Raw genomic sequence first — 13,808 nt, 5'->3', positions numbered from 1 at the left:
GGCCATGGAAAAGGAAGATTTAATCGAAATCGCCAACATGAAAATGCCCTTCGGCAAGTACGCCGGGCGCGTGCTGATTGATTTACCCGAAGAGTATTTGCTGTGGTTTGCGCGCAAAGATGAATTCCCGGCGGGCAAGCTTGGTGAGCTGATGCAGCTTACGCTGGCGATCAAAAGTGAAGGCTTGCAGAGCCTGATTAACCCACTGCGCCGAGGCGGGCCGGGGCTTTCCGGCACTGACGAGTAAAATAAAAGAAGGCGCTGATTTCAGCGCCTTCTGCTTTCTGTTTCAAGCTAAATCAACTCAGTTCATTCTTGCCTGAACCTGTGCTTCTGGCTCTGACTGCTGCTTCGCCAGCTGTTTACGCTGGTAGCGTTTCGCCAGCACGGCGCAGGTCATTAGCTGCACCTGATGGAAAATCATCAGCGGCAGCACCATCATGCCAATTGCGCTGACCGGGAACAAAATATTCGCCATCGGAATGCCGTTCGCCAGACTCTTCTTCGAGCCACAAAATACGATGGTTATCTCGTCAGCCTTGCTAAAGCCCATCCAGCGCGCCATATAGGTATTGATAACCAGAATAAAGGCCAGCAATACCAAGCTGAAGACCACGATAAACAGCAGCGAACCCAGCCCCACCTGATGCCAAATCCCCTGAGTTACCGCCTCGCTAAACGCGGTGTAGACCACCAGCAGGATGGAAGTCTGGTCCGTCTTACCAATCATTTTACGGTGACGCTCGACAAAGCCGCCAATCAGCGGGCGCAGCAGGTGCCCGGCCACAAACGGCACCAGCAGTTGCAGCATAATGTGCCACACCTGCTGCAAGCTGTCGCCGGTAGTGCCCTGCACGTGCATCAACAGACCAACCAGCAGCGGCGAGACAAAAATACCCAACAGGCTGGATGCAGAAGCGCTACACACCGCCGCCGCCACGTTGCCCCCGGCCATGGAAGTAAAGGCAATCGCCGACTGCACGGTGGCGGGCAGAATGCACAGATAGACAAAGCCACTGTAGATTTGCGGGCTGACATCAATCGGGTGCCACCACTGGAACAGCAGCCCGAGCACCGGGAAGATGATAAAGGTGCTGCACATCACCCACAGGTGCAGCCGCCAGTTATTACTGCCGGCGAAGATGGCTTCGCGCGACAGCTTCGCGCCGTGCATAAAGAACAGCAGGCCGATGGCGAAGATAGTCAGGTTATTGAAGAAGGCGACAAACACGCCGCTGGCGGGTAGGAAGGTTGCCAGCAGCACGGTGCCAATCAGCGTTTGAGTAAAGCGGTCGGGTAAAAAGCGCATGAGTTTCTCTGCATGAAAAGGAATAAAGCCATGCCGCTATTTTGAATCGCTGATATACAATTAAAAAATTGATTTATTTAATGCATTGATGAAATTTATTCATGAACTACTCTCTCAAGCAGTTGCGGGTGTTTGTCGCCGTGGCGCGCTACCAAAGTTTCAGCCGGGCAGGGGACGCCATTGGGCTGAGTCAGTCTGCCATAAGCCACAGTATGAAAGAGCTGGAGGCCGAGGTGGGCGTGCGTTTGCTGGACAGAACCACGCGCGAGGTGATTCTCACCAATGCCGGCCAGCGGCTGGCAAGTCGCGTTGAGCCACTGCTCGATGAGCTGCACGCGATGCTGCTCGATACCCGCAGCTTTGGCACGCAGCACAATGGTCGCGTGCGCATAGCCGCCAGCCAAACTATTTCCGCCCAGCTTATGCCGAGCTGCATCGCCCGTAGCCAAAAGAATTACCCCGATATCACCATCTTGTTGCGCGACCAGGCACAGCGGCTGGTGTTGAACAGCGTGCGCAATGCCGAAGTGGATTTTGGCATTGTGATCGAACCGGGGATTAGCCCAGACCTTGAGGGCGAGATTATTTTGCACGAGCCGTTCTTATTGCTGTGCCATCAAGACCATGCTGATTAGACTTGAGATAAATGACAGGGAATTAGTGAGATAATTATGGGATGAGCTGGGTCAACATGGGAAGAGACTGGATGGAATGTGCAATAACCTTACAGTATGTGAAAATCAGACCGGCCCGAAAAAAAACAAGTTCGAACCAGCCTGAACAGTGATTTTACTCCCGTGTTCCGGCATCGTCATCAGGTTCACCATCAAACAGCTTACCCTGCATCCGATCCAGTTCTTCTCTTTTAACCCGTTTCACCACGCTGTAGATCCACTGTAGCGAAACGCCAAACTTGCGGGCCAGCTCGTGATGGTTGCGTCCGTCGAACTCCAGGAAGATTTCCCTGTCGCGCTGGCTTACCTTCCAGACCATGCCCATCGGGAAATACACGTTCTGCCCGCCCCAGACCTGCATCATGCGGTTGGCTACTGCCTCGCCGATTTGGTCAGCCACTGCGATGTCAATCTCGATGATTTCACGCACCGTTGTAGCGGTATGCTGGGCAAGTTCAACCAGCAATTCAGGCCCTTTACTGCGAAACTGGCTATGGTCGCTCATGTTCGTTTCCCCGTTGTCCGGTAATGCCACTTTTTGAGCTTCTCAATAACACTGCTGGCCTGTTCCGAGTTCAGCCAGCGTAACCCGTCAACACCGGTTTCCCGTTTCACCCAACGTGCCAGCGAGAGTTCAGAACTGTCGCGGATAAAGCCTTCCGCAGCCATATCTAGCCAGAGAGCACGTATTTTGCGGGACTGTGGATGGTCATCCAGCGCAATACCGGTTTTAGCGTTTCCGGCAGGCTTAACCCTGAATCCTTTCTTTTTCATGGACTCCAGCACTTTAGTTAGCTGCGGAAAATCCATCCCTTTGGTTGAAGCCCTACCGGTTAGCCCCTGCAACATCTGGCGGTAGGTATCTTCATCCATCTTCAGGTCATTACGGGCAATGTGAATAAGTTGGATTAACTGTTGTTTAGTCATGGCTGTCGCCCCCAGCATCCTGTTGGCTAACAAAGTCGACAAAAAGCGGCAGGGTTAATGGCCAGAGCAGGCAGATAACTGACCAGCTAATCCAACGTTTCGCCCCCTGATAACGCGCATAAAAGCCCATATAAAGGTGCAGCTGAGCGGTACACCAGCCCACAAATCCATACCAGAACACACCCGATACAATGAATTCGGCCATTATTGTGCCCCCAGTTTCCGCTGTTCCTGTCCGTGGACTGGCTGGTGCAGCCTGATGTTCTCGCCTTCTCTGTAGCCAAGGTGGCGGGACATGTCTGCGTCACGGGATTTCCCGGCCTCACGGCCCATGGTTGTACCTGATTCCGGGTATTTCTGCTCAAGCCAGAGTTTAGCCAGCTCCCGTTCCTCGCGGGACATAGCAAATAAATGGACTTCGCTGCGCACGGCCAGAACCCAGCCTTCGGCAAATTTGTCACCACGGCTGGTTTTGGTTTTGTTCTTGATCCTTTTATTCTGCTGCCCGATATAGCTTTTACGTGCTGCTATTAATTGTCTGGCCAGTACCTCCCATGTGTATGAGGCCAGTTCCACGCGGTCTTTATTACCGTAAAAGCCAACGCTGGGTTTAAAACCAGAGTGAATAATAGACTTAACCCCAAATGCCACCTGGATAATATCCAGCAGGCCCAGCATATAACGCGGCGGATTAACGCTACCGGCAGCCCAGTAGTTACTGACGCTTTCATCAATATCACTGAGTGCGAGGTCAGCCTGGGTGATGTTATAGGCCTGCATCAGCTTCTGTGCGCGTTGTAGGGCCAGCGCAGCCTCATGGGGATTGTCAGATTTGGCCAGCGCCAGCAGTTTTTTTAATTTCTCCAGCTGCTTTTCATTATTCTGTGGCATAAGTCACCCCCAGACGTTCAGCAAGGCGTTCCAGCTTTTTCTGCTTATGAAAGTCAATCATCAGGCCCATCCCGTTGAGGCGGAACTGTTCAATCATGATTTCAACGTCGGCCAGTTCGCCAGCCAGGTCAACTTCACTGCCCAGTCCGTTCATGTTGCGGGCGGCAGCAGCGGCCAGTTCGGCGGCTTCTTCCATCAGCTTCAGCGCCTGTGCTTCAGGGCCAAAGGTTTTAAGGGCCAGACCGTATATAGTGGAGCGGTTATATAATTTCATGCCTTTCATTGTTTCGCCTCGCAGGGGATGAATTCCATTGCTGGGACTTCTGTGTAGTAGTGCTGGCTGCAGTGCGGGCATACCAGCGTGACGAGAACCGCAGGGACACGGTATTTACCGGAGGTAATGACGCTGGCCTCGCTGAACTTCATGGTGGTAATACCTTTCTGGCAGTTGGTACATTTGATGGACATGTTTAATTCCTTAAAGCTGTTTTCGGCGTGCAGAAACCCACGGCGCTGACGCCGAAATAAAAAAAATTGAATTAAAATTAAATGGCAGCGATATCTAACGGGATATTAATTAGCTTCCCGTGTTTGTCTTTCTCCCGGAAATTAATATAGGTTTTGGACATGGCTACCTGCAGTGATTCCGATATGGCCTCCATCGCCCGGTTCCAGCGTTCGTCCTGAATTTTGACCCGGCGCAGGGAAAGAATACGCCCGGTATTAAGCTGGCCCTCTTTATCAACCTGGAAGGCGTCACCAATGATGGCCCGCAGGTTGGCGTTCGCGCCTTCAGACCACTCGGTAACGCACTCGTCAATCAGGTCTTTGGCAATCTGCAACTCAGGCCCGAAAGTCAGGGTTTCCTGCACACGGATAGTGATTTGTTCACTGCCGTCAAAGCTGCTGAAGGTTACGTTACCCTTAACCCCGCCACGTGTTCTGCCGTACTTCTCGGCCACGAGGTCAAGCCAGGCATAGCACTCATCAAAAGCACGCTGCTTGAAGTCGCTGAGGTCAGCACTTTTGACCTTAGCTGCCGCGACCTGCTCTTTGACAAAGGAATCCATCGCCAGATCGTAATCGGACACCTGCGCAACCGGCACCAGACGGCCTTTGCGGTCTTTCATATATTCGTCTTTGTTTATTTCGCTCATTTTTGTTCACCTTGTGGTTAATGTAATGATTCTGACCAGGTAATCCGGCAGCCATGCAACTCAAAGACGCCCTGACGAAAGCGGCCTGAACCGTCATGGCCAACATGGATATAACTTGCTTTCCCCTGCGCCAGCAGGCGGGCACAGTGGCCGTTTCTGGCGATGCGGATGACCGGCTTACTGCCTACAATCATGATGCTCTGAACGGTGCTGTTCATGGCGTTCAGCGCTGCGATGGCAGACTGCAAATGGTGCAGCTGCTGGTTGATATCGGTGATGCATTTCATTGTTACACCCCTTTGACGACGTCCGCGTTAACCTGTGGAACCCCGATTTCAGCAGCCAGATTCATGGCGGCTATCACCAGGTTACTGACGGCCAGCGGATACAGCAGGCTGACCATGCTTTTACGGTTGCTGCCCAGATTGCTCAGGCGGGCGCGAATGGCGTCCACCGCGCTGGCGTCCATAACGTCGGCCAGCTGCTTACCGGCGCGTTGCAGCTTGAACGCCAGAAACTCTTCGAGGCTGTTGTCCAGTGGCAACAGTTCAACCACCTCGCAGCGCTGTACGACTTCACGTACCTCCATGTTGCGTTCGGAAAGTTTGTCTGCCAGCTCCGGCTGGCCAATCAGCACGATGGACAGCAACCGTTTAAACCCGGACTCCAGCTCAAAGAAACGTTTGAGATGCTTTAAAGTTGGGATCGGTAGGCTGTGGGCTTCCTCAATCACCAGTACGTGGTTGAAACCCGCTGAGCAGCTGTCTTTCAGTACGCGGTGCAACTGGCGAAAACGGGCGTCCTGACTGCGCTTGATATTCTCCAGCGGCGCGATGGTGCTGACGATGGCCTCGGCGATAGCCGCCGCCTTCAGGGTCTTCCCTTTCACGTCATTGTCTTCCATGGCGATGATGTAGGGTTCAATGACCACCACTGGCGCATTCTCACGGTTGATGCGTTCAATCAGGTCGCGGCGCAGCGTGGATTTACCCGCACCGGACTCACCGATAACCGCCATAAAGCCACCGTGGCGGGCGGTCTGGTAAAGCGCTTCACGCACATAGCGGATATCGGGCGTGGTGAACACATCCTCCGCGCCCTGCATGGCATCATCGGCAAACGGGTCACGGAATAGGCCAAACGCTTTTTTAGTTGCTGGAAATAACACCTGCTTTTTGAGTAACATGTTCTCTTCCTCACTGAGGTTGGTTTTATCGGTAGTGCCCGCTGTACGGGGCGTGACAGCGCCCTGTGCAGCATCAAAACTTTTCGCTGTATCAATTCCCTGACTTTCCAGATAAGACGCCAGACGCTGGCGCACCTCCTCCGGGCTGGTGCGGGGCCACTCGTTATGGTTCACAATCTGGGCCAGCGTGGCCTCGGAAACGGCAACGGCTCTCGCCACCACCGCCTGCGGGATGCGGGCCTCTTTCAGTTGTTGCTTCAGTACCAGCATGTCTTCCTCCTCAGTTGCCGTTAACGATGCTGATAACGCTGCTGCGGGCCGGAGTGGTCAGGGTGACCATCACCTCATCCAGCGCAACTTCCGGTACGCCATCCGGGTACTGTGCCGCTAACTGGCGGTAGTGCTCCGGCGTCCACTTGTGCCCACTTGCTGTGAACTTCTCACGCAGTACCTTCGCGGCTTCAACGTGAGTCAAAGGGCGCTGCTCAACACGGGGGCTACGCACTTCAGAAGCCTGCCCACGGCGCGGCATATAAGTCGGCAACGTGGTGTCGTCAATATGCTTGTAAGGGTCAAGCCTGCCGCCGAACGGCAGCGCTTTCGCTTTACGCGCCGCTGCGGCATCAGTGGCGTTTTCTGTGCCGGTGACAAGCTGTTCAATCTCTTTTGCCGCTGTCTGCGCCGGGGTGTCCGCTACTGCCTTATGGCTTTCGCCAAAGACAGCCGCTTTCTCGGCAAAACCGAATTCATTCTTTTTCACTTCATCGACCAGGAAGAACATCTCGTGGCCGTCTTCGCCAGTCAGAACAACCTGTGCGGCGTCGGTGCGCCATGGATTACGGGTAATCATCAGTTTCTCGCCTACCATCACGCCTGGCACTGCAGAGACGTCGTATTCGATACCCCTGAACGGTACGCGCAGTTTTGACGTCACCTTACGGCTTTCCGGCGCGGCGACGGCAAGTTCGCGACAGACCTCAACAGATGGTGCTTTAAGAAGTTGTTCGGCGGTAATTTTCAGCCAGATATCTGTGCGGGTTTTACGGTGGCGGCTGTGAACTGCTGTAGCGTTAAAGTGGCTGCGCCATTTCACAGCCAGTGTGTTCAGCTCTTCCAGGCTGTTGACCGGCTGGAATTTCAACCCCGGCTCCAGCTTGCGTTCGATAATGTCGCGGGCTTTTTCCACCTGGCCAGTCGCACGGGCGTTATGCGGTTTGTGCGCTATCAGGTTGATGCCCAGCGAGCGGCACATGTTTTTCGTCATACCGGCAGTGTTCGCCGAGCCGGGGTCGAGGTAGAGTATTTTCGGCACACCGTGCAGCACATCCGCGCCACCGCGTTCCTGCATCGCATTGATAAGAACGGAGCAGAGGTTCTCACCGGACTCAGCGCCCATCACGTACTCAACGTAAATCCAGCCGCTGGTATGGTCGGTAATCTCATAGCTCCACACGCGATCACTGGCGATACGTGCGATGTTGGCAGGCTTGTTCTTGTAGAACTTCGCGCTGTCCATCACCTGCAATCCCTTATGGCCGTTGCTCAGGTAGTAAAGCGTACAAAGCGACGCATCAATCTCCCAGACGTGGTTAGGATGCAGGCTGGCCATCTCGGAGGATGGTGCCGGTGCGTCCAGCTGTTCCGGGTGCAGGCCGTAGTTACGCAGGGCGCGGCTGATGGTGTCCTCAGACAACGGGAAGAACTCGCCGGTTTCTTCATCCGCTCTGCCTGCGGAGATAAAGCCGTTAGTGCGCAGGGTTTCCACCGCATCAGCGATGGAATACAGCCGCTTACCGTTCTTACGGGTGGCCTCGCGCAGCGTGGCGGATATCAGCGCGGCTTCTTCGCGACTCAGGGCGCTGCGTCCGGCATCAACGCGTTTTTTACGTTTATCAGTCACAGATACCTCCTTCAGCTTGCGCAGTAGTGTGGCGCGGGAGAAGCCCAGTTCAGCGCAGGCTGCGTCATATACCGCACCGCGCTTTCCATGCCCCGCGTCACGTGCCGCGCGGGCAACAGAAACCAGTCGTTCAGTCAGGGCGGCGCTCATCGGTTACGCCTCCTGCCGGTTAATCTCAGGTTCTGGCTCAGTCAGCCAGGCTGGAGCAGCGTTGCCTGTCGGTGTATCTGGAAGGTCAAAGGTCGAACGAAGGCTGCGGGCGGCATATTCCAGCTCACAAACAAGCCCTGCCATAAAATCTTTGGGCGTATCAATCTGATTTTCTGCGCAATATGCGCACAGAGTTTCAAACGCACTGAAAAGGCGAACGGTGATGGCTGATTCCGCTTCAGTGGATAATGCTGTTACCTCAGCCCGCAGTTTCTTCACCTCTTCGTCAGGCTTGGGTGGCTGGATACGGGATTTTTTCTCTAGTTTGGTGGAGAGCGCGTCAATCTTCTCATTCTTGTCAGCGAGAACACGCTGCTGTGCTGAGTTGGTTTCGCGGGCTTCGCGCAATGCAGCTTTCAGTTCACGGCTGGTCATGCGATCGATATCGTCAAGTGTCATACCGGCAACAGTGCCACCATCAGCCAATTCGACCAGATCGTCATCATCTTCGGTCATCAACTCGAAGAGTTTTGTTTTTCCCAAAAGCGCAAGCGCTTGCGCTTTTGATTCAAGTTTTGGGGAAAGATATTTGAGTGATGCCTGCATCATTACCTGTGCAGTCCGCTTTGGTAGAGATAACTGAGATTCAACTATTTCAATAAAGTCACCATGCGGTTCATTCTCTTTAAGAATAACCAGCCTCTTACCCGCTTCAAGCATGGCTTCCGCACTCTGCGCCATGTAAAAACGCGTCTCATGTACGATACGATCTCGTTCATACGGCAGGCCATCACCAAACTGCTGCATGATTTCAAGGCGATGTTCAGTCATTGCATTGAGGCTGATGTTAAGGTCGCCGCCTAGTGGTGCATCTTCAACTAATTCAACTGATTGTGATTTTGTACGTCCCATAATTTCTCCTTAGCGGCTGCCAGCCATGACGCGCTGGTTAATTTCATTGATGCGATCTTGTGCCCGAGCCATCTCGCTGCTGTGCGCCATGGCGATTTGCAAAAGCTGGACGCCAGGTGCAAAGCGGCCGTTGTCGAGTTTCAGTGCAAGACCTTCTTCAATAAGGGTATTCAACGCCCGGTTGATATTGGCCGGTGATTCTCCGAGGGCTGAGGCCAACTCACCGTTTGAAACACCGTTCAGGGCATGACCGCGAAGCGCTTTAAGAACTCGCAAGATGCGAGAGCCAGAGCTGGAAATATTTGTTTTGCTCATGAGGCCTCCTGAAGGATGCCCGGTGTAACTTCTTTGCCGATCACGACAGACAGATCGCGCAGAATGCGATACGTCAGACGTCCACGAGGAAGCTCATTTTTGCCAGCCCAGCGGCTTACCGCTTGGGTGACAGTTCGCGGCTCATAGCCTGCGTTAAGCGCGAACTGGCGCAGGCTGCTGCCCCGTTCAACCAGTCGTGCTCGAACCTGTTGTTTGTTCATATGCACCGTGTTCCTGTTGGGTTATGATGTACTCAATATGAATAAGTGTACTTATTCAAAATGAATAACTCAAGTGGGATTTATTTGAAATGAATAAAAAGGCCGTTGATGCAGTGCTTCTGCGACTCATGTCACTGTTTAATGTCGATAACGACAGTGAGCTGGCTCGGGCGCTGAACGTTAACAGACAGACTTTAGCTAGCTGGAGAAAGCGAGACTCTGTGCCTTATTCAATTTGCATAAACATTGCTGAGGAAAGGGGAATCTCCCTTGACTGGTTACTAACCGGCAAGGGGGAGGATGAGAGTGAGGTGCCAAAGGCTGAACCAGCAACGCAAAGCTTCAGTCAAGCAGACCTTAAAATGCTTGAGCTATTAAATCAGCTCGACCCTGAGGTTCGACGAGATCTCATGCGAGGCGCTGAAGAAAAACAGCGTGTAATTGAGATGGAAAAGCAACTTCAGGAGTTGTCCTCAAAGCTTAAAAATTTAAAAAATGTGGGTTAATTTGTTCCTATTAAGAACATTGAAGAGCTAATAATATGACTATACGAAAATTTCTATTACCAACGATTTTTCTTCTGGCTGGGTGTGGAGATAATGCTGACCCTACTGACGTACAAAGCTCAGCAGCAGATCACGCTGTCTTTAGTGTTGAGACCGATAATCCGATTGTAAAGCGCGAGCTGCCTTTTATTCGCCAACAGTGCCCAGGTCTGGACAAATATGCTGTTAATTTCGATAAGTTTGAGGTGTCTGATGACAGCATGCGGCCAATAACAACAGTGCAATTCCATATCAAAGACGATAATAATATCCCGAATGATTACGCTGCCTCTGGGAATAACTGCTTCTTATTTATATCGAATAATGCCCATGAAGTGAAAATATCTAAATCAGCCTGCCAGTCCGTTTGTCTCGACAGAATGGATGTACCCGGTGGTGATATGGTCATAAAACTCGATAAAGAAAAATCCCGTTAGTCGCACTCACTTCGAGATGAAGGAGGTGGTGTAGAAACTTCACCTCCTTTGCTCGCCTAACCGTCAAAAATTACAAATCACTAACTCTTTCCGTCGTGAGGCTTTCCCGGTGACTTTAAGGTTGTAACTGATATCCACCGTCTGGATATTCAGGCCGTCGAATGCCTGCCGCATTTCTGGGATATCGTTCACCGAAATAATCATCTTCCCTTTGATACTACGCGCCAGTTCCGCCATGTGGTCATAGTTTTCCAGCCCAAACTCCACGCCGTAGCCTTCCGTTCCCCAGTATGGTGGGTCGCAGTAAAACAGCGTATGGGGGCGGTCATAGCGCTTTATGCATTGTTGCCAGTCCAGATGTTCTATCAATGTTCTCGACAGGCGTAGGTGCGCCATCGACAACTCCTCCTCGATGCGCAGCAGGTTAAAGCGTGGCGCACTGGTGGTGGAGGTACCAAAGGTGTGATCTGCAACCTTGCCGCCAAATGCCTGCTTCTGGAGGTAGTAGAACCGGGCTGCACGCTGTATATCAGTCAGTGTTTCTTCTGGCGTATCCTGCAACCATTTGTAGATCTGGCGACTCACCAGCGCCCATTTAAACTGCCGGACAAACTCTTCCAGATGGTGTTTCACTACCCGGTATAAGTTCACGAGTTCCCCATTGATATCGTTGATTACTTCGGTCTTGCTGGGGGTCTTGAGAAAATACAGAGCAGCTGCGCCGCTGAATGGCTCTACATAACAGGTATGAGCTGGGAAAAGCGGCAAAATATGTTTGGCCAGACGGCGTTTACCGCCGATCCATGGAACGATGGGCAAAGATTGTTCTTTCATTATCCGTAAGCCTTTTACAGTCAGTGAAAATATGGCAGGCTAGTCCGGTCTCGCGAGACTGACTGAACCCTGGTTGGCTCACAGCGCATATCTGTGGGTTGATGGCCAGCCCGGTGTTGACGCACCGGGCTGGTCGTTCTTTCACTGTCAGGATGAGGCTTAGGGATACCCGCATGCTATTAATGCGGTTTACTGGATGGCGGCATAAGAGCACGTCATTTAGCTGATTTGATAAGGATGTACCTTCCGTTGGAAAAGTATTACACGCTTGATTCCGCTAATAGCCTGCGTTCACTCCATGAGATACCGCTGCGTCACTACACCCCAAAACAGCCAGAGCTGGCTGATTTCCTGAATCAAATGTATCCAGAAGGGTTGTCAAAGCACGGCCATAACTACCTCTACAACCCTGCGCTTTTCGATGAAGACCATCAAAGGGACAGCGCCTTACTGATTGGTCTCATCCTTGAACTTGTACGGCGTAGCGACTTTCCTGATAAACCGTCCCGATATCAGTCGCTGTTTGCCTGTCAGGAAATCAGTGAGGTTAAACAATTCAGGGAATTGCTGGCCAACGAGCGTGGTGATGATGGAATACGGACAGCGCCGATATATGAAGTAAGGAACCAGAACCCTGTTCACCGTGGTGATATGAGACTGCTTAACAGCGATGGTCCGCTTCTGGATATATATCGTCGGGCGCATCTGTACTGGTCAGGTGAAAGTCTTACCTATGCAAATGGTGAAGATCCATTCTGGGAGATACTGATCCCACTTCCGGCATCAACAGGCAGGCGGGTAACGGAATGAGCAATATGACGGCCAGATAGTTAGCAAGCCGATCTGCTTTTTGGATTGGCGCTGATGGTCAGTCTTATCTGTCCAATGAGTATTCCTTTCAGCTTATTTTCAGGGAGCATTCGTGGCGTTTTCTCCACCTGCTCAAGCGCGGTTTGCATCTCTCTTATTGCCTCTGCAAGATTGTCAGCATTGACGCTGAGGGTGTAAATTTTTGCCGCAGTTTCATACTCATCGCAGGTGATCCCCATCAGGCAGAGTGAGCTTGATTTAGCCGTTGCCGAAGTCATACGTTTCCCCTTCAGAAAAATATCTGTGTTTGTTGGCTAGTCAGGTATTGGTGCACCCGGCTTGTCGTTCTTTCAAAGTAATCATGCGTTTTGCCCCATCGCTTCACTATTAACGCTGTTTAAAATCCCTTTCCCCCGACATTTGTGATGCTGTCTCCCACACAACAAGGAGACGCACCATGAAAAACCTGAAGAAAATTATTCCCACCGTTAAAAAGCCCCGACTCAGCGGCTGGCTGCTGACCGCTGTGCTGCTGCTCGGTACCATCGGTCTGGTATCGCCGCAGCAGCTGCCGGTGGTGGTCTACAAGCTGTCGCTCATCACGCTCGCCGCGGTACTCGGCTACTGGCTCGATCGTTCGTTGTTCCCCAAAGCCCGCCCCGGCCAGTACCTGAAGCATGATGAAACGCTGATGGCGTCTGGTCGTTACCCGGTACAGACAGGTCTCCACCTGGTCTTTTCTGCCGCATTGATCCGCCGAGCGCTGATTGTTGCAGCGGTCTGTCTGGCCGTGGCGACGGGACTGTAACCATGAGCTGGCCTCAAATCACACTCATCATCCTGCTGGCCTTTGGTCTGGGCGTGACCGCCATCAAGCATGGTGAACCACGCAACGACAGGCATAGCTTCTGGTGGCAGCTTGCTGGCAACCTGGTGATCGCCTGGCTGCTCTGGTGCGGTGGTTTCTTCAGCCAGGCCAGAGCGGCACAGCCTCCGCACGCAGCCCTGCAGTACCGCGCCGATGTGATCCGTAATGCCCGGCTTGAATGGGGGATGTCAGCGCCGGTGGCAGACTTTGCCGCGCAGCTGCATCAGGAGAGTGGATGGCGACCCGATGCCGTATCGCCGGTGGGTGCTCAGGGGATGGCACAGTTTATGCCTGCCACTGCCGACTGGATCAGCCAGATGGTACCGGGGCTGAACAGCCGCGAGCCGTTTAATCCTGCATGGGCCATCCGGGCGCTGGTCAGCTATGACCGCTGGCTGTGGCAGCGCGTCAGTGCCGCCAATAACTGTGAGCGGATGGCCATGACGCTGTCGGGATACAACGGCGGACTGGGCTGGGTACAGCGTGATAAGCGTCTGGCCGTGCAGAACGGGCTGGACGGTACCCGCTGGTTTGAGCATGTCGCCACGGTGAATGCCGGGCGCAGCGCTGCCAACTGGCGGGAGAACCGTCACTATCCGCAGCGCATCCTGCACGAACTGGCCCCGCGCTATCTCACCTGGGGAGGCGGCAGCTGTGTGGACTAGCCTGATA

Annotated in this window: 22 protein-coding genes and 1 pseudogene; 7 read left to right on the top strand and 16 right to left on the bottom strand. The window is 53.0% G+C overall.

All coding sequences use genetic code 11. The annotated features are described in order from the left end of the window. The first annotated feature begins 4 nt into the window (after nucleotides 1-4). A complete protein-coding gene (locus tag V2154_RS14915; RefSeq protein WP_034792015.1) occupies nucleotides 5-247 on the top strand; it encodes a DUF3820 family protein in 243 nt (80 codons plus the stop codon). A gap of 57 nt (nucleotides 248-304) precedes the next feature. On the opposite strand, the gene V2154_RS14910 is transcribed toward V2154_RS14915, so the two are convergent. Further along, nucleotides 305-1,309: a bile acid:sodium symporter family protein gene (locus V2154_RS14910; RefSeq protein ID WP_353502865.1), complete on the bottom strand. Its 1,005-nt coding sequence runs from the start codon at nucleotides 1,307-1,309 to the stop codon at nucleotides 305-307. Nucleotides 1,310-1,410: 101 nt separating this feature from the next. On the opposite strand from V2154_RS14910, the pseudogene V2154_RS14905 reads away from it, so the two are divergent. Next, nucleotides 1,411-1,935 (top strand): annotated as a pseudogene (locus V2154_RS14905) (LysR family transcriptional regulator); the annotation flags it as partial. A 163-nt stretch (nucleotides 1,936-2,098) separates the two neighbouring features. Here the strand turns inward: V2154_RS14905 and V2154_RS14900 are convergent. From V2154_RS14900 to V2154_RS14840, 13 genes are all read right to left on the bottom strand, one after another. After that, the gene (locus tag V2154_RS14900; RefSeq protein WP_032636363.1) at nucleotides 2,099-2,488 is read right to left on the bottom strand and encodes a Mor transcription activator family protein; all 390 of its coding nucleotides are present in this window, start codon (nucleotides 2,486-2,488) and stop codon (nucleotides 2,099-2,101) included. Continuing rightward, nucleotides 2,485-2,910, bottom strand: a complete 426-nt coding sequence (locus V2154_RS14895; protein ID WP_215757826.1) for a gp16 family protein — start codon at nucleotides 2,908-2,910, stop codon at nucleotides 2,485-2,487. Before V2154_RS14895 ends, V2154_RS14900 begins: the two co-directional genes overlap by 4 nt. Further along, complete coding sequence (locus V2154_RS14890; protein ID WP_267957280.1) at nucleotides 2,903-3,115, bottom strand: hypothetical protein; 213 nt, start codon at nucleotides 3,113-3,115, stop codon at nucleotides 2,903-2,905. Before V2154_RS14890 ends, V2154_RS14895 begins: the two co-directional genes overlap by 8 nt. Continuing rightward, nucleotides 3,115-3,801, bottom strand: coding sequence for a DUF2786 domain-containing protein (locus V2154_RS14885; RefSeq protein ID WP_063945678.1), 687 nt, complete (start codon nucleotides 3,799-3,801; stop codon nucleotides 3,115-3,117). Before V2154_RS14885 ends, V2154_RS14890 begins: the two co-directional genes overlap by 1 nt. Next, nucleotides 3,788-4,084 (bottom strand): nucleoside triphosphate pyrophosphohydrolase family protein, encoded by a 297-nt coding sequence (locus V2154_RS14880; RefSeq protein ID WP_215757827.1) that lies wholly within the window; start codon nucleotides 4,082-4,084, stop codon nucleotides 3,788-3,790. Before V2154_RS14880 ends, V2154_RS14885 begins: the two co-directional genes overlap by 14 nt. Then, complete coding sequence (locus tag V2154_RS14875; protein WP_105322816.1) at nucleotides 4,081-4,269, bottom strand: hypothetical protein; 189 nt, start codon at nucleotides 4,267-4,269, stop codon at nucleotides 4,081-4,083. The genes V2154_RS14880 and V2154_RS14875 overlap by 4 nt, the downstream gene beginning before the upstream one ends. A gap of 77 nt (nucleotides 4,270-4,346) precedes the next feature. Then, a complete protein-coding gene (locus V2154_RS14870) occupies nucleotides 4,347-4,958 on the bottom strand; it encodes a DUF3164 family protein (protein ID WP_032636370.1) in 612 nt (203 codons plus the stop codon). 17 nt (nucleotides 4,959-4,975) lie between these two features. Next, nucleotides 4,976-5,245, bottom strand: coding sequence for an HI_1482 family protein (locus tag V2154_RS14865; protein ID WP_063616857.1), 270 nt, complete (start codon nucleotides 5,243-5,245; stop codon nucleotides 4,976-4,978). Between the two features lie 2 nt (nucleotides 5,246-5,247). After that, nucleotides 5,248-6,414, bottom strand: a complete 1,167-nt coding sequence (locus V2154_RS14860) for an ExeA family protein (RefSeq protein WP_063616858.1) — start codon at nucleotides 6,412-6,414, stop codon at nucleotides 5,248-5,250. 10 nt (nucleotides 6,415-6,424) lie between these two features. Beyond that, complete coding sequence (locus tag V2154_RS14855; protein ID WP_261287259.1) at nucleotides 6,425-8,194, bottom strand: DDE-type integrase/transposase/recombinase; 1,770 nt, start codon at nucleotides 8,192-8,194, stop codon at nucleotides 6,425-6,427. A 3-nt stretch (nucleotides 8,195-8,197) separates the two neighbouring features. Next, on the bottom strand, nucleotides 8,198-9,106 hold the full coding sequence (locus V2154_RS14850; RefSeq protein WP_181241295.1) for a DUF3102 domain-containing protein: 909 nt from the start codon (nucleotides 9,104-9,106) through the stop codon (nucleotides 8,198-8,200). 9 nt (nucleotides 9,107-9,115) lie between these two features. Then, nucleotides 9,116-9,421 (bottom strand): helix-turn-helix domain-containing protein, encoded by a 306-nt coding sequence (locus tag V2154_RS14845; protein ID WP_032636376.1) that lies wholly within the window; start codon nucleotides 9,419-9,421, stop codon nucleotides 9,116-9,118. Beyond that, nucleotides 9,418-9,642: a helix-turn-helix domain-containing protein gene (locus V2154_RS14840; RefSeq protein ID WP_032636378.1), complete on the bottom strand. Its 225-nt coding sequence runs from the start codon at nucleotides 9,640-9,642 to the stop codon at nucleotides 9,418-9,420. Before V2154_RS14840 ends, V2154_RS14845 begins: the two co-directional genes overlap by 4 nt. A gap of 89 nt (nucleotides 9,643-9,731) precedes the next feature. On the opposite strand from V2154_RS14840, the gene V2154_RS14835 reads away from it, so the two are divergent. Continuing rightward, nucleotides 9,732-10,148: a helix-turn-helix transcriptional regulator gene (locus V2154_RS14835; protein ID WP_181241296.1), complete on the top strand. Its 417-nt coding sequence runs from the start codon at nucleotides 9,732-9,734 to the stop codon at nucleotides 10,146-10,148. Between the two features lie 35 nt (nucleotides 10,149-10,183). Further along, nucleotides 10,184-10,624: a hypothetical protein gene (locus V2154_RS14830; RefSeq protein WP_242462318.1), complete on the top strand. Its 441-nt coding sequence runs from the start codon at nucleotides 10,184-10,186 to the stop codon at nucleotides 10,622-10,624. A gap of 63 nt (nucleotides 10,625-10,687) precedes the next feature. Here V2154_RS14830 and V2154_RS14825 read toward each other — a convergent pair whose 3' ends face one another. Continuing rightward, on the bottom strand, nucleotides 10,688-11,458 hold the full coding sequence (locus tag V2154_RS14825) for a DNA adenine methylase (protein ID WP_063862482.1): 771 nt from the start codon (nucleotides 11,456-11,458) through the stop codon (nucleotides 10,688-10,690). Nucleotides 11,459-11,707: 249 nt separating this feature from the next. Here V2154_RS14825 and V2154_RS14820 point away from each other — a divergent pair, with 249 nt between their 5' ends. Next, entirely contained in the window at nucleotides 11,708-12,268 is a 561-nt protein-coding gene (locus V2154_RS14820; RefSeq protein WP_181241297.1) for a DUF2441 domain-containing protein, read from the top strand. A 20-nt stretch (nucleotides 12,269-12,288) separates the two neighbouring features. On the opposite strand, the gene V2154_RS14815 is transcribed toward V2154_RS14820, so the two are convergent. After that, nucleotides 12,289-12,546, bottom strand: coding sequence for a hypothetical protein (locus V2154_RS14815; RefSeq protein WP_112778218.1), 258 nt, complete (start codon nucleotides 12,544-12,546; stop codon nucleotides 12,289-12,291). Between the two features lie 179 nt (nucleotides 12,547-12,725). On the opposite strand from V2154_RS14815, the gene V2154_RS14810 reads away from it, so the two are divergent. Both V2154_RS14810 and V2154_RS14805 read left to right on the top strand, forming a co-directional pair. Next, a complete protein-coding gene (locus V2154_RS14810; protein WP_032636382.1) occupies nucleotides 12,726-13,076 on the top strand; it encodes a putative holin in 351 nt (116 codons plus the stop codon). A gap of 2 nt (nucleotides 13,077-13,078) precedes the next feature. Further along, on the top strand, nucleotides 13,079-13,801 hold the full coding sequence (locus V2154_RS14805; RefSeq protein WP_063924541.1) for a transglycosylase SLT domain-containing protein: 723 nt from the start codon (nucleotides 13,079-13,081) through the stop codon (nucleotides 13,799-13,801). Nucleotides 13,802-13,808: the final 7 nt, after the last annotated feature.

This window comes from Ewingella sp. CoE-038-23 (assembly GCF_040419245.1).
GTDB lineage: Bacteria > Pseudomonadota > Gammaproteobacteria > Enterobacterales > Enterobacteriaceae > Ewingella > Ewingella allii.
The sequence above is the reverse complement of the archived record's forward strand: the minus strand, read 5'-3'. Positions and strand labels throughout refer to the sequence as shown.